Origin of the sequence: Halioxenophilus sp. WMMB6 (genome assembly GCF_033283405.1) — a bacterium.
In the GTDB taxonomy this organism is placed as follows: Bacteria; Pseudomonadota; Gammaproteobacteria; order Pseudomonadales; family Cellvibrionaceae; genus Halioxenophilus.
Genome location: NZ_JAWMQR010000002.1, coordinates 107,256 through 133,099, shown reverse-complemented (window position 1 = coordinate 133,099; position 25,844 = coordinate 107,256). Strand labels below are relative to the sequence as shown.

Here is a 25,844-nt window from a genome sequence, read left to right as displayed (position 1 = left end):
GTAATTGTTTCCAGATAGTGGTTAGCGAGGTGGTCGTATGGTTAAGCTCAGTCAAATTTTTAGTTATCCAGCACGCGGGCGGTTAGCTGCGCTGACCTTGCTGTTTCTGGGTGCGGACTGGGCACAGGCCGAAGAGCGGCCTTTAAAGGCGGAACTGGTGGAGCGCGAACAGGCGCTGCAGGTGGCGCTGGCCCGGCGCGAAGCGGATCTGCTGGTTCGCAATGCCACCATCCTTAATGTTTTTACGCGGGAGTGGCTGCCAGCCCAGGATATTGTGATTGCCGGCAAGCGCATCGCCTGGGTGGGTGCCACCGGCACCTGGCCGGGCCAGGCGGCGAAAACACTCGATGCCGAGGGTAAAACGGTGGTTCCCGGCTTTGGTGAATCCCACAAACATATCGAGAGTTCCTACCTCTCAGCGGAGTATGAAGCGGCGCTGGTGATCCCCTATGGCAACACCTGGACGGTGGAGGGCAGCCACGAGATGTCCAATGTGATCGGCGAGCACAACGCCGAGTACTGGTTAAAGGCGGAGGCGGCGGGCAGCCCGCTAAAAATCTTTCCCGCGATCGGTTCGGCCACACCGCCCACCCAATACGAGCTGGGTGGCGGCTACTACGGTTATCAGGAGATGAAAGATTTTCTGGCCAGTGATCAGCGGGTGGTGGCACTGGGAGAAGTGATGGACTGGACCGCCGTGACCACTCCCGGCACTAAAGGCCATGAGCGTATCTGGGAGATGATTGAAGCCACCTGGGAGCTACGCGGTGTCGTTGAGGGGCATGGCAGTGGTCTCACCGGCGTTAATGAGATCAACGCCTTTGCCGCGGCCGGTTTATCCTCTGACCACGAGGTAAAGCAGTTGCAGGAGGGGTTGGAAAAGTTGCGGCGCGGAGTTTTTCTGGAGGTGCGGGTCGACACCATTCGAATTCTGTTCCCCTATTTACTGGAGCAGGGGTTAAAGGATTGGTCGAACGTGAGTGTCACCACCGACGATCGCGACGTGCACGCCACCCAACAGTTGGGTTCCATGGATTTTAATATTCGCGCGGCGATCGAAGCCGGTGTGGAGCCGGCCATCGCCTACACCCTGGGTTCCTACAACACCGCCCGCCACTTTCATATCGACCATCTTGTCGGTGCTATCGCGCCTGGGCGTTACGCCGACCTGGTGTTTTTATCCGATGTTGACAAGGTGGTGATCGATAAGGTTATCGCCAACGGCCAGCTCGCCTCCAAGGGCAAAGAGTACCTGCTGCCGATTGCCAAGGTAACCTACCCCGAGTGGGTGAAACAGACCATGAATGTCGGCCGCGCTTTAACCGCCGACGACTTCACCATTAAAGCACCGGCCGGTCGCACCAGTGTCAATGTGGCCTTGATGCAACCCTTCTATTTTGAGCCAGATTTCATCACCGGCGAGTTGCCGGTCACGGCCAGGGGTACTGTAGAGGCCCGGCCGGACCTGGGTATCAACAAGGTGGCGGTGATCGATCGCTACCACGGCACGGCGGCGGTCTCGAAAATGTTTTGGCAAAATGTTGGCCCGGTAACAGCGGGTTCGGCACTGGCCAGTTCGCAGATGCACGATATCCACAATATCTGGGTGCTGGGTAACGATGATCAGGCGATGGCACTGGCCGCCAATACCGTGGCCGGTATGCAGGGCGGCTGGGTATTGGTGAAAGAGGGCAAGGTGGTTGCCAAGGTACAGCTGGAGATTGCTGGTTTGGTCTCGCAACGGCCAGTGGCGGAGGTGGCGGCTGAGGTGGAAGCCCTGCACGATGCCGCCGACACCCTGCAGTGGTTAACCAGCCCCGGCCTGCCCGATCGTATGCGCTTTGCCTTTTTAACCGCCTCACCCTGGAAGTGGCAGCTGGTGGCCCCGTATGAGGAGAACCCGGGCGGTTTTGTTAATGTCACCACGGGTGAAACGCATCCGGTTGTTTGGTAATGGGCGATTTGGCAGGAGCTGCCCGGTATTGTTTGCGGGCGATGTCAGTGGTTTGTTGGCAGACTCTGCCCCGCTGTTGGCAGGCGTCACTGGTGCTGTGGGCCAGCACGGCGCAGGCGCATCTGCTCAATATGACGGAAGCGAAAATCCTGGTCACCGAGGCCAATGTCGCCGAGCTGACTCTGCAGCTCGACCCCTCCCGTTATTTTCCTGATCGCTCGGCCTACTACCAGGCCAGCCTGCGGCCAGAGCCCCTGACTGACGCAGAGTTAAAAAACATTGTGCAGCAGGCACTGGCGGCTATTCAGCTGCAACTGGAGGATGAGAGTGGCGCCACTGAGGTACGCAATGACGCCAGCCTCTGGCGGGATTGGCAGCTCGCCTTTGCCGATGCCAGCCACGCCGACTATCTCGACCCACTAAAGTGGCCCAAGGTCACCCTGACTGCCCGACAGCAACTGCCGCCGGCCAGCCGTGCCTTGTCGGTGGTTTTTCTACCCGATTTTGTTTTCGAAGAACCGATCTCGCTCACCTTGCAGCAGGCCCAGCAGGAGTTTGGTAAAACCCGTTGGCTGATTGCCATGCAGTCGAGCCCAAGGCTCAACTTTTCCGGCTCGACAACGTCTGCTGGCGCCACTGAGGAGCAATCTCTCGCCTGGCAGTTCTACTTCACCCAGGGGTTTAAACATATTCTGCCCTGGGGGGTGGATCACCTGCTGTTTGTTTTTGCCCTGGCGTTTTGCCGTATGCGGTTGAAGTCGTTGGTTTCGCTGCTCTCGGTGTTTACCGTCGCTCACTGCCTCACCTTGGTGGTGAGTACCTACGGCGTGGTGCGTATGCCCGGCGCCATTGTTGAACCATTGATTGCGCTCTCCATCGCCTGGGCCGGATTCGAGTTAATTCGCCACAGGCCCACCGGTTGGCTGCGCTTTGTGTGGGTGTTTCTGTTTGGCCTGGTGCACGGCCTCGGTTTTGCCGGTGCCCTCTCGGAACTGGGCTTGCCGGTGGATCAGACGATTCTGGCGCTGTTGCTGTTTAATTCCGGCATCGAGGTTGGCCAATTAAGCGTGGTGTTGATCGGTGCGCTCCTTACCTGGTTGTTTGTGCGCTGTAAGTGGAACCTGGACGATATTAAAACCGGCTTGGGACTTGGCATTACCTCGCTCGGTTTGGCTTGGGTGCTGTTAAGAGTGCTGGCCTAATTGCCAACCTCAATACCGCTGATAAAAAATTCGCGCTGATGGCCGTAATCCGCGCACTAACGGCCGCTAACAGTTATAAAGAGGTAACCCGTATGAACAAACACTGGCGAATTTTATTGTTAGTGGCCGTATTTTTAACCGAGCCGGTGCTGGCCAAGGAGTCGGTGGCACTGCTGGTTAAAAATGCCACGCTAATTACCGTCGCCGAGGATCAACCCGATGCCTTCCTCGGTTATATGACGGTGGCGGACGATGGCCGAATAGTGGCGGTGGCGGCGGGTGAACCACCGGCAGTGTCGGCCAAAAAGGTGATCGACCTGGCGGGCGCCGTGGTGGCCCCGGGTTTTATTTCCGCCCACAGCCATATCTATATGAGCCCGTTGCGCGGCCTTGGCCACGATCAAAACCTCTATGGCTGGTTTAAAGCCTGGGACTACTACCTGCGCCACACCAATGCCGACGATATCTACTGGTTTACCCTGCACGGCAGTCTCGACTTTTTACGCAACGGTATTACCACCGCCTACGATTTTACCTATCCACCAGCGGTGGACCGTCTCTCCGATGATCCCAGTACCGCGGTAGCGCCGACCTTTATCAAACCTGGCCCGTTTGAAGAGAATCAGATAAAAGCCAAGCTTGATGCCGGCCTGCGTTTTATTAACAGCCCGTGGTTGTCGGAGGTGGGCAGCGACGAGGAGATTATTGCGCGCTATCAGGCGGTGTACGATTTTGCCAAGCCATTGATGGCCGAGAACCCGCTGTTTTTAAAGATGGCGGTCTCTGGTGCCCAGCAGTTTAATCCCACCAATCGCACCGCCAAGCTGGAAGGGACGGTGATGCACGAGTTTGGAGTCATCAATCAGAGCCACTTTCTAGAGAGTCCAAGTGCGGTTGAGGAGCAGCAGAAAAAGTTTGACTGGTATCTTGATGCCGGCGTGTTAGGGCCAGATTTTATTTTTGGCCATTTTATTCACACCAACGATTACATTTTGCAAAAGGTGGTGGAGACCGGCGCAAAAATGAGTTGGCAACCCACCTCCAATGGCCGCCTGGCCGATGGCATTGCCGATGTGGTGAAGTATCGTGAGTTGGGAATTCCCGTTGCCGTGGGGCTCGACGATCAAAGTTGCACCGACGTCAGCGACCCTTTTCAAAATTTGCGTATCGGGTTGTACACCATGCGTGGTCTTTACAAGAAGTCCGATGTCTTATCCATTCAGGATATGCTCTACCTGCACACCTTAGGCAGCGCCAAGGTGTTGGGTATCGATAAAGATGTTGGCAGTTTGGAGCCGGGTAAATTTGCCGACTTTATTGTGGTCGACCTACGCGACCCGGATACTGGCCCCATTTACGAACCATTGGCCTCCTATGTTTTGGCCTCCAGCCTGCGCAATTTAAAACAGGTTTGGGTAGGGGGTAAGCAGGTGGCCGATGGCACCCACCTGCTTACCTTTGATGAGAAAAAGGTACGCAAAGAGATAGACCAGCGCGTCACCCGCATTCAGCAGGTGGCCGACACCGCCGAATAGCGCGGTATTTTCAGCTAGTTCCAGCCAGCAGCCCGATAACTTAATTAGGGCTGCCGGGCTGGCTTCTGTGAGAAGCCGCGGGCGCGGCGGACCATCATAGACAGATTGAACAGCACCACGCAAAAGCCCAAGGCCACCACCCACAAAAGCACCTGCCGCATATCGCCAGCACCGGCAAACACCTGGTTTTTTATCGCCCCGCCAATACCGGAACTTAAGCCAATGCCCATATTGGAGGCCAGAGTCAACGCCGTGGCGACAAAGCCCTCCTGATTGGGTGGTGTGTTCTCCATGGCCGAAGTGCGCGAGGCATTAAAGGTAAAGCCCATGCCAAGGCCTGCCAGCGCCCAGCTGGGGTACATCCAACCGATAGCCCATTCCGAGAGGGAAATAAACCCCAGGCAGGTGATACCCGCCAGCAGGAGTGAGTTACCCAGTGTCATCAACTGCAGACGCGACAGGCGCGGATAAATTCTGGCCGAGCAGTGCGAACCGAATAACCAGCTGACACTGGCAAAGGTGACAATAAACCCGGCGTGGCTGGTGGAGAGGCCGGCGTAGTCAATTAAAAAGAGTGGTTGATAGGCCTCCATGCCGTAAAAGGCAGTAAAGCTTAACAGCCCCACCAAAATTGGCAGCGCTAGCGGCGTGCCGCCTTTCCACCAAAGCTGGGGCATTACCCGGTTAAAGGCGGGCAGCATAATAAAACCGGCAAGAATTATTGCCAGCCACAACCAACTGAGCGGTTGTGCGACCAGGTATAAAAAGAGCCCGGTACCGAAGGCGACGCGCAGGGCATCGATAAAATTGCGCAGGCTGGGCAGTGGTTGCTGGCGATTGAGGTGGCCGAGGTTGGGCAGCAATAGCCAGGCGATGGTGGCAATAATGGGTATTTGCAGAATAAAAATCGCGCGCCAGCTGAGGTGGTCGACCAGCAGACCACCAATCAAGGGCGCCGCCACTGAGGGCACCACCCAGGAGAGGTCAATAGCCATTACCGCGTGGCCGCGATTACGACCGGTATTGAGCAGATTAATCAAGGCAAAGGCGCAGGTGTTACCTATGCCACCACCAAAGCCCTGCAGGGTACGGGCGAAAATAAACGAGTGGCTGTTCCAGGCGATGATCGATAGCACAATACCACTGCTAAATACGATGAGCGCGAACGCCAGCACCCGTTGTGGGCCGAGGCTGTCGATCAACCGGCCGGACCAACTCATGCCGGTGATCGCCGCTAAAATATAGGCGGCGATGGTCAGGCCGTAGGTCTCCTGCAAACCGAGCTGGGGGGCAATCGAGGGCAGTGAGATAACCAGTACCAGTTCATCAAACGCGTGCACGCCGATCACCAGCATAATTCCAAGCAATAATTTTCGAGACATAAACTTCAACTAGCCAGGCATCGCAGGCGATCTCCTATCGCCAGCAATAGATGCCCCAACCTGGCGGGTGGTTTGCCAGTATCTGTGGGGCTGGTAATGGTCTTCGACCTAAGCGGCAACACCCTTTGCCGCGATTAACTCAACAACAACTAACGCCGGGTTAATCGTTACCAAAAGCGCCTGCCTCGAGCACGGTGTAGCCTTTCTCTTCCAAGACTTTTGCTACGCGAAGACAGAGGTCTTCACGCCAGGGTGCAGCAATAATCTGCACCCCAATTGGCAGATGGGAATCATCATCGATGGTTGGTACTACACAAACGGGCAGACCAATGGCCGAGATGGGTTGAGTGAAATAACCAAGGTTCGGTCGCAGGGGCAGATCTTCACCGCCAATACGCAGAATTTTTTCGCCAATTTTCGGAGCCACGCAGGGGGTGGCCGGCGCCAGAATAACATCCACCTCCTGAAACATGTTCAGCACCTGTTGCAGATACCAGTGGCGCACCTGATGGGCGCGGGTGGTCCACAACGCGGGCAGCATGGTGCCGGCGATAAAGCGGTCGCGGGTATCGTGGTCGAAATTTTCCGGCTGCGTTTGCAGGCGCGGCAGATGCAGGCGACTGCTCTCGGCATTAGTGATTAAGTAGGCGGCGGAGCGCCCCTCTTTCGCGCCCGGTACGGCAATCGATTCGGTAGCGCCCAGTGCGGCACTGATTTTTGCCAGCGCCTGTTCGGCCTGGGGGAAATCCTGGCAGTCAAAATAGCCCGCCGCCTTTTTAATGGTGAGCCCTTCGATACCATCGTTCAGTGTTGCCAGGGTGGCGACCGGTGACCGGTCGGCACAGCCGTGGTCACCGGCATCATAACCCTGCATGGCGTCGAAGCTGAGGGCGAGGTCGGTGACGCTGCGCGCCAATGGCCCAAGGTGATCGAGGCTGTCGCAAAAGGGAAAACTGCGGGTGCGCGGCAGGCGGCCGTAGGTGGGCTTCAGCCCCACCAAACCACACAGAGACGAGGGTACACGGATGGAGCCGTTGGTGTCGGAGCCGAGCGATAGGGGGGCCAGCATACCGCCGACGCAGGCGCCGGAGCCGGAGCTGGAACCACCGCTCATACGGCTGGTATCCCAGGGGTTGTGGCAGTTGCCGTAGTGGGCGTTTTCACCGGTGAAGTCGTAGGCGTATTCGCCCATGGTTACCGCGCCCACTAAAATTGCGCCTTCGGCCTCCAATCGTTCGATTAATACCGCATCGCGGCTGGCCGGGGTATTACTGCGATTAATTTTTGACCCGGCCAGGGTGGTGATGCCAGCGACATCGAACAGATTTTTTACCGAGAAAGGCACGCCCGCCAGTGCACCTGGATTGATGCCGGCGGCAATCTTTTTATCAATGGCGGCGGCGGTGGCCAAGGCCCGCTCGGTGAGCACCTCGGTAAAGGCATTCAGTGTTGGGTTGTGGCGTGCGATACGCTCGAGAAAAAACTCTATCACCGCCTGCGCGGTAATCTGTTGTGCTTTTACCGCGCTGGCGATTTCGGCCGCGCTGCTGGCGGCTTGTAAGCTAAACATTTAGGCTCCTCCCGGGTGGAAGACGCTGGCCAGCTCCAGACTGTTGGGGTCGACCGGTGCCGCTTCGATGATGGCGGCCATCTTGGCGGCCGTGGCCAGGTGCATTTTAATTACCGCTTCCCACTCCGCTTGAATGGGAATATCCACCAATGTTTTCATCAGTTCGTAATAGGCGTCGAGATCAAAAGGGTTACTCATTTTCGGCTCCCAGTTCGGCGGCTACCGGCTCATGTTGTTTGGCTTGGTGGGCAAATTTCATCAGCAATAGAAAGCCGGCCACCACCAGGTAGGCGATAGCGGGGGTGAGGGCCACACCTACACCAACACTCTCGGCGTGCATAAAACCAAAGAAGCTCAACACCGAACCGGCCAGGGAGAAGAGCATGGCTTTAAAGAGATCTTTTTCGATAATAAAAATTGAGATGGCGGCGAGAATCAAACCACTCAAAATCGCGCCGCCGGCGAGGGTCTCTAAGCCGTGAATCAAGATACCGCTGTTGGCCAGAGCGGCGGGGTCAATCGCCGCCAGGCTGGTGCCGGCAGCACCCAGGGCGCTGTTGATTAAATTGAGTGCCCACGCCGCCAGGTGCGGAATTAACGCCAGAATAATCGCCGGGGCGTGGGATTTGGGTGACTCCTGAAACGCCTGGGCACCAATCAGCATGCCGATGTAGAGCAGAATTGGCAGAATTGCCACCACCGGGATAATCTGCAAAATCATAGAGAGCAGGCCAAACACGCTCAACACAAAAATGGTTAAGCCGGTGGCCAGCGAGTAGCCGAAGCGGCCGCCCATCGATTTCCAGCCCGGGTGGCCAATGTAAACGGCATTGATAAATGGGTTGCCCATCAGGCAGCCGATCATGCTCACCACGCCATCGGCGGTGACCACGCGGTGGGTTGGGTATTTATCGCCGGCGGCTTCGGCACTTTCACAGTTGTTCATCGCCTCGACCAGATCGGCAATGCCGAAGGGGATGGCCGTTACTAACAGAATGCCGATAAATTCAAAACCGCTGAAGACGTGGCCGAAGGCGGGAATGGGTAGCGAAAAACCAAAGTCGGTTAACGCTGCAACTATGCCGTTGGCATCCATGTGCGCCGGGTTGTAACCAAACAGTTGGCTGCCCCAGGCGAAAGCGGTACCAAACAAAATGGCGATCAGGCCGGCTGGTAGCCCCAGGGGAAAACGCACATTGCCAAACCAGCTGGCCAGTACAAAGGCAAAACAGACCACACCGATTAACGGCGTGGTGTAGATCTCCATGGCCGGGCGCATGGCGATAAAGGTGATGGAGACCCCCGCCAGGGTGCCCAGCAGAGCACCGCGCGGCGTGATTTTACGAACATAGGGGGCGAGATAGCCGCCCAACATTAAAATCACACTTTGGATAAATACCCAGGCCAGGCCCGCTTCCCAGGCTTTTACTGGATCGCCGGTTTTATCCAGAATGGGCAGCATAATGACAAAAATAACGATAAACATATGGCCGACGCCGATACCCGAGGGCAGCGCGCAAACATTGTTGCGCCCCTCTTTTTGGGCAAGTCGGTAGCCGAGCCAGGCGTAGTAGGCGGTGGAGAGCAGCAGCATTAAACCGGTGGCCGGTAATATACGGCCGAACACCAGTTCGTCGGGCATTTTTACCACGTAGCGCAGCAGGCTGGTGAGTACCAGCATGTTGACCAGAATATTGGTACCAAAGCCGAAATAGGCGTTCCAATCGCCTTTGTGCCAGAGGGCGGGTTTAAAGGTTGCGCTGCTCATAGGTTTATCAATCCTTGTTGATGGCTGCGGTTAAATCGGTGAGCTGGCAGACAAAGCCAAAAATACCACCCTGTGCGGCGACCATCTCCAGGGCGACGCGATGAAATTCGGGAAAATAGGAGCCGCAGCACTCGTCCACCACCACACAGTTGTAGCCGCGGTCGTTGGCTTCGCGAATGGTGGAGCTGACGCAGACCTCGGTGGTGACGCCGGCGACCAACAGATTTTTAATATGGTGGCGCCGTAATATCAGATCCAGCTCGGTGGAGTAGAAGGCGCCCTTACCCGGCTTTTCGATCACCACCTCATTGGCCAGGGGCTTGAGAGAGTCGACAAAGTCGTGGCCATCTTCGCCGCGAATTAAAATGCGGCCCATGGGGCCCGGGTCGCCGATTTTGCAACTCGGTTTACAGCGTTCCAATTTAGCGGGAAAGACATCACTTAAATCGCCCCGGTGCCCTTCGCGTGTGTGAATCACCAACAGATTGTTGGCGCGAGCGAGGGCCAACAGCTCCTCACAGGGGGGTACGGCGGCGCCCAACAGGGCGACGTCATTGCCCAGGGATTCGCCAAAACCGCCGGGGAGAATAAAATCCTTCTGCATATCGATAATGACCACGGCGGTTTCGGTGAGGTCGATCTCCGCCGGGTAGGGTTTGGCTGGTACGGTAATTTTCATAGTTAAAACCAGTGCTCAATAATTTCCTTTTGATAAACCAGGTTGCCCTTAAAGACGGTGGCCAGGCGGGCAGGCAGGGTGCGGTTGCAGTGCTCGTAACTCTCGGCATTGGTGATCACCAGGCTGGCGGGGTTGCCGGGGGCAATGCCGTAATTGGCTAGAGCGAAGGCCTTGGCCGGGTTGTTGGTCACCAGGTCTACGGCGTTATGCAGCTCTTCGGTGGCGGTCAGCTGGCCGGCGATACAGGCGATATGGCTGGCCAATAACGGATCGTAATTGCCAAACGGGTTGAATGGGTCCTGCACGTTATCGGAGGCCACACAGACGGTGGCGCCCAGTTGCTGCAGCCGTTTAATGGGGGTGATGCCGCGTGCAGCGGGCCAGAGCTGGCGGCTCATTAAATTCAGGTTGCAAACCGGCAGGCCGATAATTGCAATGTTGGCTGCGACCACCTTTTCTATTAAGGCATCGCGGGCCGCCTCCGGTAAAAAGGCGAGGCTGACACAGTGGCTGGCGACCACGGGCAGTTGAAAATTACAGGCCAGGCAGAGGTCAGCCAGCATCTCCAGGGTGAGAAATTCGGTGCCCTCTTTTTCGTCGATGTGCAGATCGAGCCCTTTGTCCAACTCCAGGGCCAACTCCACTGCGTGGTTGATAGCCTGGAAGGGGTTGCCGGTGAGTGCCGGTACGCCACCGATATAATCGGCGCCGAGCGCCAGCGCTTCGCGCATTAGAATAATGTTGTCGCGGGTCTCGGTGGGCCCCATGGCGGTGATGTGCAGGTCGATTCGATTTTGATAGCGCTCTTTAAGATCTACCAGCGCGGCCAGAATATCGAGGTCGGAAAAACTGCCCAGATCAAAATGGCTGCGCAGCAGACAGACGCCGTGGCTGATGGCCTGTTGCAGGGCCTGTTCCGCCTTCGCCGAGACCTCAACCAGTGTGCGTTGCTGTTTGTACTCGGCCATGGCCTCGATAGCACCAGCGAGTGTGCCAGCTGTGTTGGCCACTGGGCTGAAATTTTTATCGATATGGGTGTGGGCATCGATCAGGCCAGGCAGCACTACCCGGCCAGCCGCGTTGAGTTGGCCGGGGGCTTCCGGTGCATCGGCCAGGGTGTTGCTGGTGGTTAGACTGGCGATGGTGCCGTCGACGATCTCGATGTGGCTCCAGCCGGGCTCATTGCTGAGCTTGGCGTTCCATATTTTTGTGATGGCGTGTTGCCCGCCTGCGCCATTGCTCATCTTGCGTACTCAACTTGAGAAAATTTACTCTTCCAGCGCCCGCAAATGGCCGGGGTTTAACAGGCTGTTCGGATCCCAGCGCTTGCGGGCGGCCAGCAGGTAGTCGCCATACCAGCGAATATCGGCATCCAGAAAGTGGGTGTGCGGATTGGAGATCCGCATGCCGATCGATTCGCAGTAGTCGATCAAACCAAACAGCTGTTCCCGGCTCTGGTAATGCACCAGGCTCAGGCCTCCCGGGCGAATTTCACCGTTGGACTGCAGAAACTCAACGTGGGTTAACACTTGGTCGCCATACTTGGCCTTGCGGGCTCGAAGCTGCTCCATGTAGTTGTCCTTGTCGAACGAGTCCTGCAGATAGGTGTACTGCTTGTCTGTTTTCATGGCCCACATGGTGGTGTGGTTCCAGGTGAAATCATATATCTGAAAACCGCGGCCGCTCTCTTCCACCGGCGGGGCATGAAAGGTCAACCGACCATCGAAGTCACCCAGCTGTGCCACCAATTCACTCGGTTCCAGGTTGCACATCAACAGCAGCAGGGCTTTACCCTCCGGGCAGGCCTCTTTCTTTACCAGTGGTAAAAAGAACGAGGGGATTGGCCACTCAAAGACGCTGCACAGGCGTTTAAGTATGTGCGTATTGTGTGCCAACTTTTCACCGGCGGCGAGGGCGCTGTAGAGATCATCGAAAGCAAAGGCGTATTGATGCCATTGGGTTTTGGGGGCGAGGGCAAATTCCACTTCCGTGACAAAGGCAGTGACACCGCAGTTGTGCAGCACATCCCGAATCTCCTCCGGGGTGGTGAGCTCAAGCACCTGCGGCTCGGCTTCGATGGTGAGCGCCTTAACCGCGCGCACATTGTTGTTGTCCGACAGCATTCCCCAGGTGATGGAGCCCACGCCGCCGGAACCACCAGTGATAAATCCGGCCGAACTGGAGGTGGGCATGGTGCTCGGGAATATGCGCAGCTCCGCGCCTACCTGGGCGGCTTGTTTCTCTATTTGCCAGAGCACCGTGCCGCACTCGACGCGGGCGTAGTCGCTGGTCAGTTCGATTATTCGGTTCAGCTTCTTGGTGTTGACCAGTATGCCGCCCTGCATGGGTACCCCCTGGCCATAGTTGCCGGTGCCGGCGCCTCGGGGGGTAATGGGGATTCGGTTGGCGACGGCATAGCGCACAATTTCAACCAGCTGCGCTTGGGTCTCTGGCCGAACAATGAGATCAGCGGATTTGCCGTCGAGATCCTCCAGTAGCACTGGCGAGAAATGGAAGCTGTCTTTGGAGCCTGAGGCCAAGGCGGCGGCTTCAAAGGTGATATTGGCATCACCAACGATGGCGGTGATATCGGATTTAAGCGTGTTAGTGGTCATGAGCCTATCTTGTTGAAAAACCTGACTGATTGGCCAGCAATATATATGCCGTCTATTATCTTTCAGTAAAACGGTTGTGTGGGCGGCCGAACGGCTACAAAAGCCGTTCCAGGTGGGTGGTTGAGGCGCCGGTTGGGTAAGGATGGCCAGTAACGGCACTAAATGTGGTCTTTTACTGTGCATTTGCCGGCGGGAGTGTCATCTTTGGTGCTTGGTAGTTCTCTTTGGCATAGACTAAAAGCCGCTCTCAGGGGCTGCGCCGACCAGCACCACCACACCAGCTCGGCTTGCGTGATAAATTTTGACCGTTTGGACGATTTTGTGTGAGTGTCGGTATTAAAGTTGCTATGGAAGGTGCATTACGAAAGTGGATGTCGAGTCGCGCATGAACTACCTGAGAATTGCCAAGGCCGTGCTGGTTGCACAAGTGGGCCTGTTTGCCACCCTGGTGGCCTTTAACAATATTACCGATTACTACTCCAACTTTAACTTTGTGCAGCATGTGCTGATGATGGATACCACTTTCGAAGGCAATGCCGCCATGTGGCGGGCCATCGGCCTGCCGGCATTCCACCATTTTGCCTACTGGATAATTATCGCTTTTGAGGGCGCAACTGGTATTATCTGCCTTTTCGCCGCCACCAAGCTCTGGTTCGGGCGGGGTGCCAATGCCAGCTTTGCTGCCGCCAAGCAGGTGGCCACCCTGGGTTTAGTGCTGGGTATCACCCTCTGGTTTACCGGCTTTATGACCGTGGGTGCCGAGTGGTTCCTGATGTGGCAGAGCCCCAGCTGGAACGGCCAATCCGCCGCTTTCCGGTTTATCGTAATCATATTTGCCGTGCTCCTGTTCCTACACACCCCGGAGCCGGCCGAAGAGAACTGAACCTGTAATAACGAGAGGGCAGGAGCCCGATCATTTTGCCGGTAGGCAAAATGGGAGCGAAGTGAAAGCCAGCAGACCGACGCGTCTGTGCCAGCTTTTCGCGAAGCGTAAGTAAAAAAATCAGGACGATTTATTTACTTCATAGTACAAGGGCAGGAGCCCGCTCATTTTGCCGGTAGGCAAAATGGGAGCGCAGCGAAAGCCAGCAGACCGACGCGTCTGTGCCAGCTTTTCGCGAAGCGTAAGTAAAAAAATCAGGACGATTTATTTACTTCATAGAACAAGGGCAGGAGCCCGCTCATTTTGCCGGTAGGCAAAATGGGAGCGCAGCGAAAGCCAGCAGACCCACGCGTCTGCGCCCGCGTTTCGCGTAGTGTAAGTAAAAAATCAGGACGATTTTTTTACTTTATAGAAAGAGGGCAGGAGCCCGCTCATTTTGCCGGCAGGCAAAATGGGAGCGAAGCGAAAGCCAGCAGACCCACGCGTCTGCGCCAGCCTTTTGCGGAGCGTTAACCCAAAAAATCAGGACGATTTATTGGGTTACAAGAAGAGCGCGAAGCGAAAGCCAGCAGACCCACGTGTCTGCGCCCGCGTTTCGCGTAGCGTAAGTAAAAAAATCAGGACGATTTTTTACTTTATAGAACAAGGGCAGGAGCCCGATCATTTTGCCGGTAGGCAAAATGGGAGCGAAGTGAAAGCCAGCAGACCCACGCGTCTGCGCCAGCCTTTTGCGGAGCGTTAACCCAAAAAATCAGGACGATTTATTGGGTTACAAGAAGAGCGCGAAGTGAAAGCCAGCAGACCGACGCGTCTGTGCCAGCTTTTCGCGTAGCGTAAGTAAAAAAATCAGGACGATTTTTTTACTTATAAAAAACCAATCCGGAGTAGAAGCTGTCAAGCCGACGTGTTCGGTTGGGTCATTGCTCCTTCAATTATTATTGAGGAGAACGGTATGACTAAGTCAAATTACCCGCTAGATGAATTAAATCTCGAAAGCACCTTGGGCAGCCAGGGTCGAGAAACCTCCAAACGCACCCTGCCAGTTATCAGTTTAGAAAACTTCGCCGAACGCAAAGCCGAGATCGCCGATCAGTTGTGGTTGGCGGCGACTGATGTAGGTTTTTTCCAACTGTCTGACCACGGTATCGATCAGGATGCCATCGATGGCATGTTCGCCTCTGCCGAACAGTTTTTTGCCCTGGATGACGCCATCAAAGCGCAATACCCATTAAAGGGTGGCGGTTTGAATGCTGGCTGGGAGACCAAAGCTCAGGTGCGCCCCTCCACCCGCATGGCCGATCAGAAGGAGTCCTTCCAGGTGACCCGACCGCATATGGATGATCTCTGGCCAAGTGAAGAGGAGCTGCCCGCTTTTCAAGCCACCAGTCTCAATTTTGAAGCCGAGGCGTGGGCCTTGGGCATGCGTGTACTCTCCTGCTTTGCGCTGAAGTTGGGTTTCCCGGAAGACTTTTTCACCAAAGCACACAACCCGGAAGGTGAAGGTTATCAATCCACCTTGCGCTTACTGCACTACTACCCAATGAGTAAAGCCGATACTACCAACGGTGAGTGGCGGGCCGGAGCCCACTCTGATTTTGATTGCCTGACGTTGCTCTTCCAGCGTGAAGGCCAGGGGGGCTTGCAGGTTTGCCCGGGACGGGAGGCCGACAGTGGTGAGTGGACCAGTGTGGTGCCGAAGAATAATCTGGTCACCTGCAATATCGGCGACATGCTGATGCGTTGGAGTGACGACCAGTTGAAGTCGACGCTGCATCGCGTGCGCATGCCCACCGCCGAGGAATACTTGGGCTCCCGCTACAGCATTGCCTTTTTCTGTCAGGCTAATAAACCCATGGTGATTCAGGGGCCCAACAAGCTCTATGAACCCATTACCGCTCAGGAGTATTTAAAGCAGCGCATCGCCGCCAATTTTGCCTACTGAGCCGTTGTTGTTAAGGAGTATTTATGAGTTGGCAGTTCGGTAATCCGGATCCCACGGAGAGCGAAATGCACAGCAACCTGTTGGCGGCGGAGGCCGTCTGCCAACAGGCGCTGGCCGAAGGTAAGCACCCGTTTGGCGCGGTGCTGGTGGCGCCGGACCATCACACCGTTCTGTTGCAGCAGGGCAATATCGATACCGTTAACCACGCCGAGTCGACTCTGGCACGGCGGGCGGCGGAGCAGTTCGATGCCGACTACCTGTGGAACTGTACGCTCTACACCACGGTGGAACCCTGCGCGATGTGTGCGGCCACCAGCTACTGGGCCAATATCGGGCGCATTGTCTTTGGTGTGACCGAGGCGGACCTGCTGGCGATTACCGGCGCTCACGACGCCAATCCAACCATGAATCTTCCCTGTCGCGAGGTCTTTAACGCGGGCCAGAAGCCGGTGCGCGTTTGGGGGCCGGTAGCGGCGATGAAAGAGGAGCTGCTGGCGGTACACCAGCAGTTCTGGCAGCACCACCCTTAGCAAGTTGGTGGTGCAGCGAGTGGCGGCTTTGGCCGCTACTCGATCATGTCGCAGATAATCATATTGCACTTGGAAGAGTTATTGCGGCGCATGTTGTGAATATCGCTCAGACTCTCATCCTCTAGCCAACCAACGGCTACCTCCCGGGAGGGAAATTCCATTACCACCATACGGCTGGATTGCCAATTGCCATCCAATGTTTGCGGGTTGCCGCCACGCACCAGATAACGGCCGCCACGGGCGAAAACGGAGGGGGTGATCAGTTCAATGTACTCTTTATAGATGGTGGGATTGGTAACTTCGATATCAACAATAACGGCTGCTTTCATAACTATTGCACGGTGTAATTTAAATTAAAGACGATGCCGGAATTTTATCGGCGTAGAATTGGTGCAATATTTTAGCCAAAGATTGGTACTGTTTTTAAGTGGCCATCATACTGTTAAATGCATTTCATTTTCTGCAAGGGCGGCATTAATGAACAAATTTAAAAAACACCTTTTACTGTTAGTGCTGGTGCCTGGTCTGTTGTTGGGCCGGGTAGTGGAAGCGGCCTCTCCCCACGACTGGTTTGAACAGTTTAAAGCCAGCGCCAGTGATGCTGAGCTCTACCAGTTCCTTTACCTGATGCCCAAAGGCGGCGATCTGCACAACCACTTATCCGGCTCTGGTCTGCCCCAGTGGTGGTACGACGGTGCACTGGCTCAGAGCACCAAAGGCTATAACTATTACACAAAAATCAAAATAGAAAACTGCCGGGGCTACGGTGGCAATGCTTTTGGTGGTGATCGCTACTACCTGATGTTTCGCAATATCAGCGCCCGTACTTTCGCCAAGCTGCCGGCCTGTGAACAAGCCGAGTACAAGCCGCTGGTCGAACTGAGTGCCGAGGAGAAGGCCGCCTGGCTCGATAGTATTCGGCTCGACAAGCTGCACGAGGGGCGCAACGAATTTTTTGAAACCCACTGGCAGCGCTTGAATGAGTTGACCACCAACCCCTATCTGATTGCCGAAATTCTCTACCAAAATATGGCCGCCTTTGGTGCCGAGGGGATGCTCTACCTGGAGACCCAGGCCGGTGCCGACGGTTATCTCAAGGCGGATGGTACTCTTTTCGCGGCCGACGAAGTGGTGGCGATTTTTCGTGAGCGTATCAATCGCAAGGATGCCCTGGCCACGGGTGTGACGGTCCGTTTTCAGTCGGCTATTTTGCGCTTTTTGCCCTCGGCCGAGCAGGACTTGAAACGGGTTTACCAGTTTGTGCATGAGCACAACGACCTCTGGGTTGGGGTCAATATGGTGGGCCGGGAGGATAACGACAAGGGCTACCCGCTGCGCTTTTTGCCGACGCTGCGTGAGTTGCGCCAACGTTATTCCGGGGTGAAATTATCGATCCACGCCGGTGAGGTGGATGAGCCCAACGACCATGTGAAAGATACCCTGCTGTTGGGCGCCGACCGCATTGGTCACGGAGTCAATTTAATTACCGACCCGGAGACCATGGTGCTGATGCGCCACGGCCCCTATATGGTGGAGATCAATTTAATCAGCAATAAATTACTGGAGTATGTGCAGAACTACGCCCAGCACCCCTTCCCAGAGTATCTGCGGGTCGATATTCCGGTGGCCCTATCGACCGATGATCGCGGCATGTGGGACAGCCGGCTTACCGATGAATTCTTTGTCGCGGTTAAGGAGTTCGATCTCTCTTGGGAGGAGCTGCAAACCCTTCATAATAATTCCCTGCAATACAGTTTTCTGGATGCCGAAACCAAAGCCAAACTGTTGTCCAGGCTTGCCAGCAACAGCGAGAAATTTATCGCTCGGGCGATGCGCTCCAACAGCTGGCAGAAGAGCGCCACGCCAGCGCCTTTAGGGTTTATCTGCCGCACCTACCAGCTGTGTGAGGCGGCCGCCAGTAACTGACCGATAAGCGAGCGGCTGCCTTGCGCAACGAATAAATCAGTAATGCGCAATGGCTTTACGGGTGGTGTTGGTAACGGTTTGGGTAGGGCGAACGGCAAAGCGCTTGTGCTATGCTTGCCGCGCCCTAATTAGGGCTTAACCCGTTTGCCCGGAAGCCGCCATGAACTCAAAATCATGAACTCAGAATCGCCCCTGGATAAATTGGTCCGCACCAGCCTCGCCGGCGGACTGCCGCTGTTGCTGTTGTTTGTCTCGCTGGTATTGGGCGTACTGGCCCTGAGCCTGACGCCGCGCGAGGAGGAGCCACAAATTGTGGTGCCCATGGTCGATGTGCTGGTGGCCGCGCCGGGGCTCTCTTCGGTGCAGGTGGAGCGGCAGGTGACCATTCCCCTGGAGAAGCTGCTGGCACAGATTCCCGGGGTCGAGAATGTCTACTCCGCCAGCCAGGCTGGTCAAAGCAGCGTGACCCTGCGCTTCTATGTGGGTGAAGATCGCGAGAAGGCAATCCTCAACACCTACAACAAACTGCACTCCAACCAGGACAAGATTCCGCCGGTGGTGAGCCGCTGGCAGGTTAACCCGGTAGAGGTGGACGACGTTCCCATTTTGTTGCTGGCCCTATGGAGCAGCAACCCGCAACAGACCGGCGATTACGAACTGCGTCGGGTGGCCGAGGAGGTCACCACCTTTTTGCAGTCGGTGCACCACACCAGTGTGGTCGCCACCGTCGGCGGCCGCCCGCGTACCATCCAGATCCTACCCGACCCAGAGAGCCTGGCCGCCCGCGCCAGCTCGGTTGCCGATATCATCAGTGCCCTGCAAGCTTCCAACCTATTGCAGAGTAGCGGCCACTGGACTCTGGGCGGCGAGGTATTGCAGTTGGAGAGCGGTGACTTTATCCGCTCCCTGGCCGAGTTGCGGCAGACGGTAATCAATGTGGTGGATGGCCAACCGGTGCTGCTGGAAGAGGTGGCCCAGGTGATCGATGGCCTATCCGAGCCGGACAACTACACCTGGATCGATTTCGCCCAGGGCTACCAGGATGGGCGCGAAGGGATGCCCATGGTCGCCATCAGTGTCGCTAAGCAGCGGGGCAGTAACGCGGTGACGGTGGCACAGGAGATTCACGCCATGATGGCGCGCCTGCAGAGCGAGTTTCTGCCTTCGGATATTCACTTGGAGGTGATCCGCGACTACGGCCAGACCGCCAATGAGAAGGTCAACAATCTGGCGCAGAGCCTGGTATTTGCCATCTTTACCGTGGTGGTTTTTATCGCGGTTTTTTTGGGGTGGCGCTCGGCGCTGGTGGTGGGTATGGCACTGCCGATCAGCTACGGCATCACCCTCGCGCTGGATATGTTCTTTGGCTACACCATCAACCGCGTCACCCTGTTTGCCCTGATTCTCTCCCTGGGGCTGTTGGTGGATGATCCGATCACCGGGGTCGACAACATCGAGCGCTACCTGCGCGAGAAATCGGGCTCTCTGAAAGAACGCATCATCGCCGCCATCAGCGAAATTCGCACCCCGCTGGTGATGTCGACCGTCACTATTGTGCTGGCCTTTATCCCGCTGGCGTTTATCACCGGTATGATGGGGCCCTACATGGCGCCGATGGCGTTCAACGTACCGGTGAGTGTTATCACCAGCACCGTGGTGGCCTTTGTGGTGACCCCCTGGTTGGCCATGAAACTGCTGGCCGGCTGCCCGCCGGATGTAACAGAGGAGAGCTCTGGGCTCTCGGCAGTTTACGAACGCATTATGCGCCCCCTGCTCACCAGTCGCCGTAAAGCCAAGTGGGTGTTGTGGGCGGTGCTGGCCCTCTTTTTGGCGGCCGCGCTCTTGCCCATGCTGCGCCTGGTGCCGCTGAAATTGCTCCCTTTCGATAACAAGAATGAGGTGCAGGTGGTGATCGATATGCCGGAGGGGACCAGCCTGGAGGAGACCGCAGCCATGGCTACTGCCATCTCTGCCAAGGTCCGCCAGTTTAACGAGGTGAAAGCGGTGGCCGCCTATGTGGGCAATCCCTCGCCCATCGACTTCAACGGTATGGTGCGCCGCTACTACCAGCGTTTGCAGCCGCACATGGCCGACCTGCGTATCACCCTACTCGATAAAACCGAGCGCGAGCACCAGTCGCACAGTGTGGTGTTGCGCCTGCGCGCGGCGCTGGCACCGCTGGCCGGTGAGGGCGTCGCCATCAAGGTGGTGGAGGTGCCGCCAGGGCCACCGGTGTTGAGCACCCTGGTGGCGGAGGTCTACGGTGAGCCGCTGACCCCCTACCGCGAATTGCAGGCCGCCGCCTCCCAGGTGATGGCGCGCCTGCAACGGGAGCCGTTTGTGACCGAGGTCGACAGCACTGTGGAGGCAGACTCCTGGCGGCTGCGCTTTGTTACCGATAAACAGAAGGCGGCACTCTCCGGCGTGGCCACCGCCGACATCAACCAGGTGATCCTGATGGCCAACCAGGGGGTAACCGCCGGTTATCTGCAGTTGGCGCGGGAGGCGAAACCGCTGCCGTTGGAGCTGCGCCTGCCGGTGGCGGGGCGCACCTCCGAGCACGATCTGGTCAGCCTGCAGGTGCGCGGCCGGCCCGGTATCGCCAAGCAGTCGAGCAGCAGTGGCCTGGCGGTGGCGCCGCAACCATTGGTGGCCTTGGGTGAGCTGGGTGAGTTTGCACGGCTGCCGGCCGATAAGACCATTCACCACAAGGATCTGCAGCCGGTGGTCTATGTTACGGCCGAGCTCTCCGGCCGTACCCCGGCCGAGGTGATTGCCGATGTCAACGCCGACCTGGGGACACCAGAGGGGGCGGCCAGCGACTGGCAGTCGCGCACCTACCTGGCTATGGGTGCCGGCGATGGCTGGCAGCTGCCGAAAGATATTTCCGTGCGCTGGACCGGCGAGGGAGAGTGGAAGATCACCGTCGATGTCTTCCGCGATATGGGGCTGGCCTTTGCCTTTGCTCTGGTGGGTATCTTTTTCGTATTAAAAATACAGACCAGCTCAGCGGGATTGTCGCTCATTATTATGTCGGCCATTCCGCTGACCATTATTGGCATCATGCCGGGCTTCTGGCTGCTCAACCAGTTTGGCGAGCGGCAGGTGGCCGGCGCCCCCGACCCGGTTCTGTTTACTGCCACAGCCATGATCGGCATGATCGCCCTGGCCGGTATTGTGGTGCGCAACTCGCTGATCCTGGTTGAGTTTATTACCCAGGAGCGAGCCCAGGGGGCGCCCATTCAGCAGGCCCTGCTGCGCGCCGGTGCCATTCGCATGCGGCCGATTCTGCTTACTGCCGGTACCACGCTGTTGGGTAACCTGGTGATCACCCTCGACCCAGTCTTCAGTGGCCTGGCGCTGGCCATTATCTTCGGCATACTCGCTTCCACCCTGTTTACGCTGCTGGTGGTGCCGGTTGTTTACCTGCTGGTCTACGACCGAGCCCCCGCCGATAAACCACCAGTCAATGAGGCCTGATGGATGAACAAATCAATAACAAAGTGGCTTTTTCCTGTCGCGGCCGTGGTTGTGCTGCTGGTGATGGTGGCCTGGATGGCGGGCAGTTTCGACGACAAGGTGCCGCCCGGGCAACGCGCGGTAAGTGCGCCCGATACCAGCGATGCCGTTGTGGTTGAGTTGCAGAGCCTACCGCTTTTTGAGGCGGTGCCAGCCTCGGTGGAGGCCAAGCAGGCCACGTTAATCGCAGCCCGCCTGTTGGCTCGCATCGAGCAGGTCAAGGTGCGCGCTGGTGACCTCGTTAAAGCGGGGGATCTGTTGGTGGTGTTGGAGCGGGGCGACCTGCAGTCGCGTGTCTCTCAGGCAGAGGCCAATGTGCAGTCGGCCAGCGCCCGTTACACCGAGGCGCAGCAGGCGTTAAAACGGGCCCGCGATCTGGCCGAGCGCGGTCTGCTGGCGCAGGCGGATCTGGACCGGGCCCAGGCCAACCACGATTCGCTCAAGGCGGGCCAGGCCAGTGCTGAACAGGCCCTGCAGGAGGCCAAAACAGCGCTCGACTTCGCCGAGGTGCGCGCGCCCATTGCTGGCCGCATTGTCGATCGCTTTGCCGAGCCCGGCGATACCGCGCAGCCGGGTATGACGCTGCTGTCGCTCTACAACCCCGACTACCTGCGCGTGGAGGCCAATGTGCGCGAGGCACTGGCACTGTCGCTAAGTCTTGGGCAGTCGCTGACCGTTACCATTCCCGCCCTCGACAGTGAACGCACCGCCGTTATCGAAGAGCTGGTACCGGCCGGCAACCCCGGCTCGCGCAGCTTTTTGATCAAGTGCCGATTAGACCAGGGCAGTGGCCTGTTGCCAGGCCTCTATGCCCGTTTACAGGTGCCGGCCGGGGAGAGTGAAGTGCTGTTGATTGCCGCCGATCGCATCGCCGAAGTGGGCCAGTTGGATTTGGCCTGGGTGGTCGGCCACGACGGCATAGAGCGCCGTATTCTGCGCCTGGGGCAGCGCTACGCCGATGGCCGGGTGGCGGTGGTGGCCGGGCTGCAAGCCGGCGAGCAGGTGCTGCCGCCGGGCAGCGCAACCCAGTAAATTGTAAAAAGCCCAGCGAATTGTAGGCAGCGCAGTAAATGTGAGCGGGTAGTAAATCCGATCATGCCGTAAATCGGTAATCGAGCAGGGAGGCGAAGCGGTGCTAACAGCGTTAAAAGAGCGGGTGGTTGCCCATAGGGGTGAATTTCAGTGCCGCCAGATTAACAATGCGGCCAACACCAAGGTGGTTAAATTTAGCCACCACTGCACCGACCCCATTGGTCTGGAGGCCTGCCCGGCGGCAGATTATCTCGGGGCTTTTTATCAGACCTTTGGCTCACTCACACTCTTCCACGAGCCAGAGAGCGGCGACGCCGCCTTTTATATCGCCGAGCCTGCGCAGTGGACTACCCTGGAGTCCTACTTTCGGGAGTGGCTGCTCGGTTTGGATGCGCGGGAAGCGCGTGAATTACTGCCCGAGTGGATCGATGCCTGTGTGGTGATAGGCGAGATTCCATACTCGGGCAACTATCTATTAATGCCCGTGAGTGGTGCCAGTGCCGGCGCTATTTTTGAGTTTGAGCACGACGGTTTTGAGTTTATAAAACTCGCCAACAACATTGAAAGCTTTATCGCCTCTATGCTGCAGCCCGATGCCGCCACACTGGTTAATATGGCGGCTCATATGCGCTTTGTCGCCGGGGATTCGACTACCCAGTGGTGGCTGGTGAAGTTGACCGATAGCCAGGGTTATTCCGTAAGCACCGACTAGCTCAAGCGCACGTCTGAAAATAGGCTAGTGGCTGCCAAACTCCTCCGGCTGGACCAGCTCTGCCCACAGATCGTGTTCATCGGCCTGGAATATGCGCGCGTAACAGATGTCGCCGGGCATTAATTCGGTTTCGCCATTGAGATAGACCATGCCGTCGATCTCCGGCGCATCGGCCCAGGTGCGGCCAATCGCCCCCTCTTCATCCACCTCATCAATCAACACCTCAACCACGGTGCCGATTTTGCGTTGCAGGCGTGCGGCGGAGATGCGTGCCTGGGTAGTCATAAAGCGCTCCAGGCGCTCCTCTTGAATTTCCGGCGGTACCGGGTCGGGCAGTTCGTTGGCGCGGGCACCCTCCACTGGCGAGTAGGTAAAGCAGCCGACCCGGTCGAGCTGGGCCTCTTCCAGGAAGTTGAGCAGCATCTGGAAGTCCTCTTCGGTTTCACCGGGGAAGCCAACAATAAAGGTAGAGCGGATGGTTAACTCCGGGCAGATCTCGCGCCAGCTTTTAATGCGTGCCAACACCTTTTCGGCGTGGGCCGGGCGCTCCATCAATTTGAGGATGCGCGGGCTGGCGTGCTGAAAGGGGATATCCAGGTAGGGCAGAATTTTACCCTCGGCCATCAGCGGGATAATTTTGTCGACGTGGGGGTAGGGGTAGACATAGTGCAAACGCACCCACACACCCAATTGGCCTAGGGCTTCGGCCAGATCCTGCATGCGGGTCTCGCGGGCTTCGATCAGGTCCAGCTTGTAGCGGGTGTCGACGCCGTAGGCGCTGGTGTCCTGGGAGATGACCAACAGCTCCTGGGCGCCGCCCTCCACCAGCTGGCGGGCCTCCTGCAGCACATCGTGCAGGGGACGGCTGACCAAGTCGCCGCGCATATCGGGAATAATGCAAAAGGTGCAGCGGTGGTTGCAGCCTTCGGAGATTTTCAGATAGGCGTAGTGCTGTGGGGTGAGTTTGATACCCTCGGGCGGGATCAGGTCGACCAGGGGGTTGTGTTCGGCCGGTGGGATGAACTCATGCACGGCGCTCATCACGCTGTTGGTGTCGGCCGGGCCGCTGATGCTGAGCAGGCCGGGGTTGGCGGCCTTGATGGCCTCAGCATCGGTGCCCTTGCCCATGCAACCGGTGACAATCACCTTACCGCTCTCTTTCATGGCCTCGGCGATGGCATCCATCGACTCCTGCTTGGCGGAGTCGATAAAGCCACAGGTGTTTACCACCACCACATCGGCACCTTCGTAGTCGGCGCTGATCTCGTATCCCTCCAACTTGAGCTGAGTGAGAATGCGTTCGGAGTCCACCAGTGCCTTGGGGCAGCCCAGGCTGATCATGCCGACTTTTTTAGGGGATTCTGTATCGCTCATTCTGACTCGGTCTCTAACGCTGCTTGCAGGAATTTTGGTCGGGCATTCTAGCATGAGCGGGTGGCGCTGGCCGAGTGTCGGTCGCCCATGAGCGGGTTCCGGCCTGGCGGGGAGGCAGGTTCGGTGGTGGGCTGGTCTAAGTTGCCACTCTGCTTGCCGGGGCCGCCGGCATAGTGCTGGTCAGTGGCGCTCCCTGCTCTGCCCGGATCGCGGCCACTATCTCCTCGGCCAACACCACCTCCATAAACGGCGGCTGCAAAAGATTGGATGATGGCGGGATGCCTAGAATAGCACTAAAGCATTTTGAAAAGTGTGCGGTGCTGGAAAAGCCGGCTGCCAGAGCCGAATCAGTGACAGAAAAACCCAGGGATAGATAAATTAACCCCACGTAAACGCGAAATCGAATTCGGTAGCGGGTGATGGGAATGCCCACCTGATTTTTAAAGAGTTTCACCAACCGGCTTTCCGATAAAAATACCTGTTCCGCTAATTGCGCAATTTCAATGTTGTCGCGCACGGTGGTTTCAATGTGGCGTAAAACCCGCACTACTCTCGGGTCGAACTGAATAAAGGTCTGGCGCTGGAGCGGTGCAGGCAGCAGCAGATTATCCAGGCAGTGGTAGGCTTCAGAATCGCCCATGTCGTTACGCACGATGCGTGACAACTCCTGAATAATCAGATCTTCATCCTGGTGGTGGAAGGCGTTGTTCTCGATCGTTATCGCCATTTTTTGAGCGACGGCGTGGTAGTCCTGGCCGACCGGGTCCAAATGGCAGATGGCGATGATGGTGCCGCTGGCGGTGACTTGTTGCATCGGTACTTTGGTGCCGGCGCGCAGTAGCACCGAGCGAAAGGCGACGGTTTTGCCACCCGGAAAGCGGCGGGTCATGGTGCCTTTCAGGCAGACAATGAGTTGGTCGGAACCGGTGGTGAAATCGCGCGCGGGCATCTCTCGGGTACCGAGGAAGAGGCCCCGGTTGCGCCAGATATAGAGTTTGGCAATGGCAGACATAATCACTCCCTATTTTTAAGGGGCTAGTGTTGTCCGATCCGTTGGGTTCAAACAGCGGATGAGGTCCTTCTCGCTTGGAGATTGATTCTATTCTTGTAGTTTGCTGCTTCTGTTTTTATTGGTATTTAATCGACCATTTTCACGGCTTTATTCAGCGATCGAGACGTTACTATATGTCGCTGGGTTTTATATGGCTAAATCCGTCAATT

20 protein-coding genes are annotated in these 25,844 nt (G+C 57.0%); 10 read left to right on the top strand and 10 right to left on the bottom strand.

The features are described 5' to 3' along the window. The first annotated feature begins 37 nt into the window (after nucleotides 1–37). From SBL51_RS06365 to SBL51_RS06355, 3 genes are all read left to right on the top strand, one after another. Nucleotides 38–1,954, top strand: coding sequence for an adenine deaminase C-terminal domain-containing protein (locus SBL51_RS06365; RefSeq protein ID WP_317930060.1), 1,917 nt, complete (start codon nucleotides 38–40; stop codon nucleotides 1,952–1,954). 47 nt (nucleotides 1,955–2,001) lie between these two features. Then, nucleotides 2,002–3,156 (top strand): HupE/UreJ family protein, encoded by a 1,155-nt coding sequence (locus tag SBL51_RS06360; protein WP_317930059.1) that lies wholly within the window; start codon nucleotides 2,002–2,004, stop codon nucleotides 3,154–3,156. Nucleotides 3,157–3,248: 92 nt separating this feature from the next. Further along, entirely contained in the window at nucleotides 3,249–4,691 is a 1,443-nt protein-coding gene (locus SBL51_RS06355; RefSeq protein ID WP_317930058.1) for an amidohydrolase family protein, read from the top strand. A gap of 44 nt (nucleotides 4,692–4,735) precedes the next feature. Here SBL51_RS06355 and SBL51_RS06350 read toward each other — a convergent pair whose 3' ends face one another. From SBL51_RS06350 to SBL51_RS06320, 7 genes are all read right to left on the bottom strand, one after another. After that, nucleotides 4,736–6,073, bottom strand: coding sequence for an MFS transporter (locus tag SBL51_RS06350; protein ID WP_317930057.1), 1,338 nt, complete (start codon nucleotides 6,071–6,073; stop codon nucleotides 4,736–4,738). 160 nt (nucleotides 6,074–6,233) lie between these two features. Next, complete coding sequence (locus SBL51_RS06345) at nucleotides 6,234–7,643, bottom strand: AtzE family amidohydrolase (RefSeq protein WP_317930056.1); 1,410 nt, start codon at nucleotides 7,641–7,643, stop codon at nucleotides 6,234–6,236. Then, complete coding sequence (locus SBL51_RS06340) at nucleotides 7,644–7,841, bottom strand: AtzG-like protein (RefSeq protein ID WP_317930055.1); 198 nt, start codon at nucleotides 7,839–7,841, stop codon at nucleotides 7,644–7,646. After that, nucleotides 7,834–9,411 carry a hypothetical protein gene (locus SBL51_RS06335; protein WP_317930054.1) on the bottom strand — a complete coding sequence of 526 codons (1,578 nt, stop codon included), beginning with the start codon at nucleotides 9,409–9,411 and terminating at the stop codon, nucleotides 7,834–7,836. The genes SBL51_RS06340 and SBL51_RS06335 overlap by 8 nt, the downstream gene beginning before the upstream one ends. A gap of 7 nt (nucleotides 9,412–9,418) precedes the next feature. Continuing rightward, the gene (locus SBL51_RS06330; RefSeq protein WP_317930053.1) at nucleotides 9,419–10,090 is read right to left on the bottom strand and encodes a cysteine hydrolase; all 672 of its coding nucleotides are present in this window, start codon (nucleotides 10,088–10,090) and stop codon (nucleotides 9,419–9,421) included. 2 nt (nucleotides 10,091–10,092) lie between these two features. Then, complete coding sequence (locus SBL51_RS06325) at nucleotides 10,093–11,334, bottom strand: amidohydrolase family protein (protein WP_317930052.1); 1,242 nt, start codon at nucleotides 11,332–11,334, stop codon at nucleotides 10,093–10,095. Nucleotides 11,335–11,358: 24 nt separating this feature from the next. Beyond that, nucleotides 11,359–12,705: an FAD-binding oxidoreductase gene (locus SBL51_RS06320; RefSeq protein WP_317930051.1), complete on the bottom strand. Its 1,347-nt coding sequence runs from the start codon at nucleotides 12,703–12,705 to the stop codon at nucleotides 11,359–11,361. Between the two features lie 385 nt (nucleotides 12,706–13,090). On the opposite strand from SBL51_RS06320, the gene SBL51_RS06315 reads away from it, so the two are divergent. The 3 genes from SBL51_RS06315 to SBL51_RS06305 all read left to right on the top strand — a co-directional run bounded on the left by SBL51_RS06315 (nucleotide 13,091) and on the right by SBL51_RS06305 (nucleotide 16,060). After that, nucleotides 13,091–13,588, top strand: a complete 498-nt coding sequence (locus tag SBL51_RS06315) for a DUF2165 domain-containing protein (protein ID WP_317930050.1) — start codon at nucleotides 13,091–13,093, stop codon at nucleotides 13,586–13,588. A gap of 952 nt (nucleotides 13,589–14,540) precedes the next feature. Beyond that, nucleotides 14,541–15,530, top strand: coding sequence for an isopenicillin N synthase family dioxygenase (locus tag SBL51_RS06310; protein WP_317930049.1), 990 nt, complete (start codon nucleotides 14,541–14,543; stop codon nucleotides 15,528–15,530). Between the two features lie 23 nt (nucleotides 15,531–15,553). Beyond that, nucleotides 15,554–16,060 carry a nucleoside deaminase gene (locus SBL51_RS06305; RefSeq protein WP_317930048.1) on the top strand — a complete coding sequence of 169 codons (507 nt, stop codon included), beginning with the start codon at nucleotides 15,554–15,556 and terminating at the stop codon, nucleotides 16,058–16,060. A 35-nt stretch (nucleotides 16,061–16,095) separates the two neighbouring features. Here the strand turns inward: SBL51_RS06305 and SBL51_RS06300 are convergent, their stop codons facing one another. Continuing rightward, nucleotides 16,096–16,389, bottom strand: coding sequence for a DUF1330 domain-containing protein (locus SBL51_RS06300; RefSeq protein WP_317930047.1), 294 nt, complete (start codon nucleotides 16,387–16,389; stop codon nucleotides 16,096–16,098). A gap of 148 nt (nucleotides 16,390–16,537) precedes the next feature. Here SBL51_RS06300 and SBL51_RS06295 point away from each other — a divergent pair, with 148 nt between their 5' ends. The 4 genes from SBL51_RS06295 (at nucleotide 16,538) to SBL51_RS06280 (ending at nucleotide 23,249) form a co-directional block, all read left to right on the top strand. Beyond that, nucleotides 16,538–17,986 carry an adenosine deaminase gene (locus SBL51_RS06295; RefSeq protein ID WP_317930046.1) on the top strand — a complete coding sequence of 483 codons (1,449 nt, stop codon included), beginning with the start codon at nucleotides 16,538–16,540 and terminating at the stop codon, nucleotides 17,984–17,986. A 174-nt stretch (nucleotides 17,987–18,160) separates the two neighbouring features. Further along, nucleotides 18,161–21,466 carry an efflux RND transporter permease subunit gene (locus SBL51_RS06290; RefSeq protein ID WP_317930045.1) on the top strand — a complete coding sequence of 1,102 codons (3,306 nt, stop codon included), beginning with the start codon at nucleotides 18,161–18,163 and terminating at the stop codon, nucleotides 21,464–21,466. A gap of 3 nt (nucleotides 21,467–21,469) precedes the next feature. Beyond that, entirely contained in the window at nucleotides 21,470–22,537 is a 1,068-nt protein-coding gene (locus SBL51_RS06285; protein WP_317930044.1) for an efflux RND transporter periplasmic adaptor subunit, read from the top strand. A 100-nt stretch (nucleotides 22,538–22,637) separates the two neighbouring features. After that, entirely contained in the window at nucleotides 22,638–23,249 is a 612-nt protein-coding gene (locus SBL51_RS06280) for a hypothetical protein (RefSeq protein WP_317930043.1), read from the top strand. A 24-nt stretch (nucleotides 23,250–23,273) separates the two neighbouring features. On the opposite strand, the gene rimO is transcribed toward SBL51_RS06280, so the two are convergent. Together rimO and SBL51_RS06270 are read right to left on the bottom strand one after the other, a co-directional pair. Further along, complete coding sequence (gene rimO, locus SBL51_RS06275; protein WP_317930042.1) at nucleotides 23,274–24,623, bottom strand: 30S ribosomal protein S12 methylthiotransferase RimO; 1,350 nt, start codon at nucleotides 24,621–24,623, stop codon at nucleotides 23,274–23,276. Nucleotides 24,624–24,759: 136 nt separating this feature from the next. Then, nucleotides 24,760–25,635, bottom strand: a complete 876-nt coding sequence (locus SBL51_RS06270; RefSeq protein WP_317930041.1) for an AraC family transcriptional regulator — start codon at nucleotides 25,633–25,635, stop codon at nucleotides 24,760–24,762. Nucleotides 25,636–25,844: the final 209 nt, after the last annotated feature.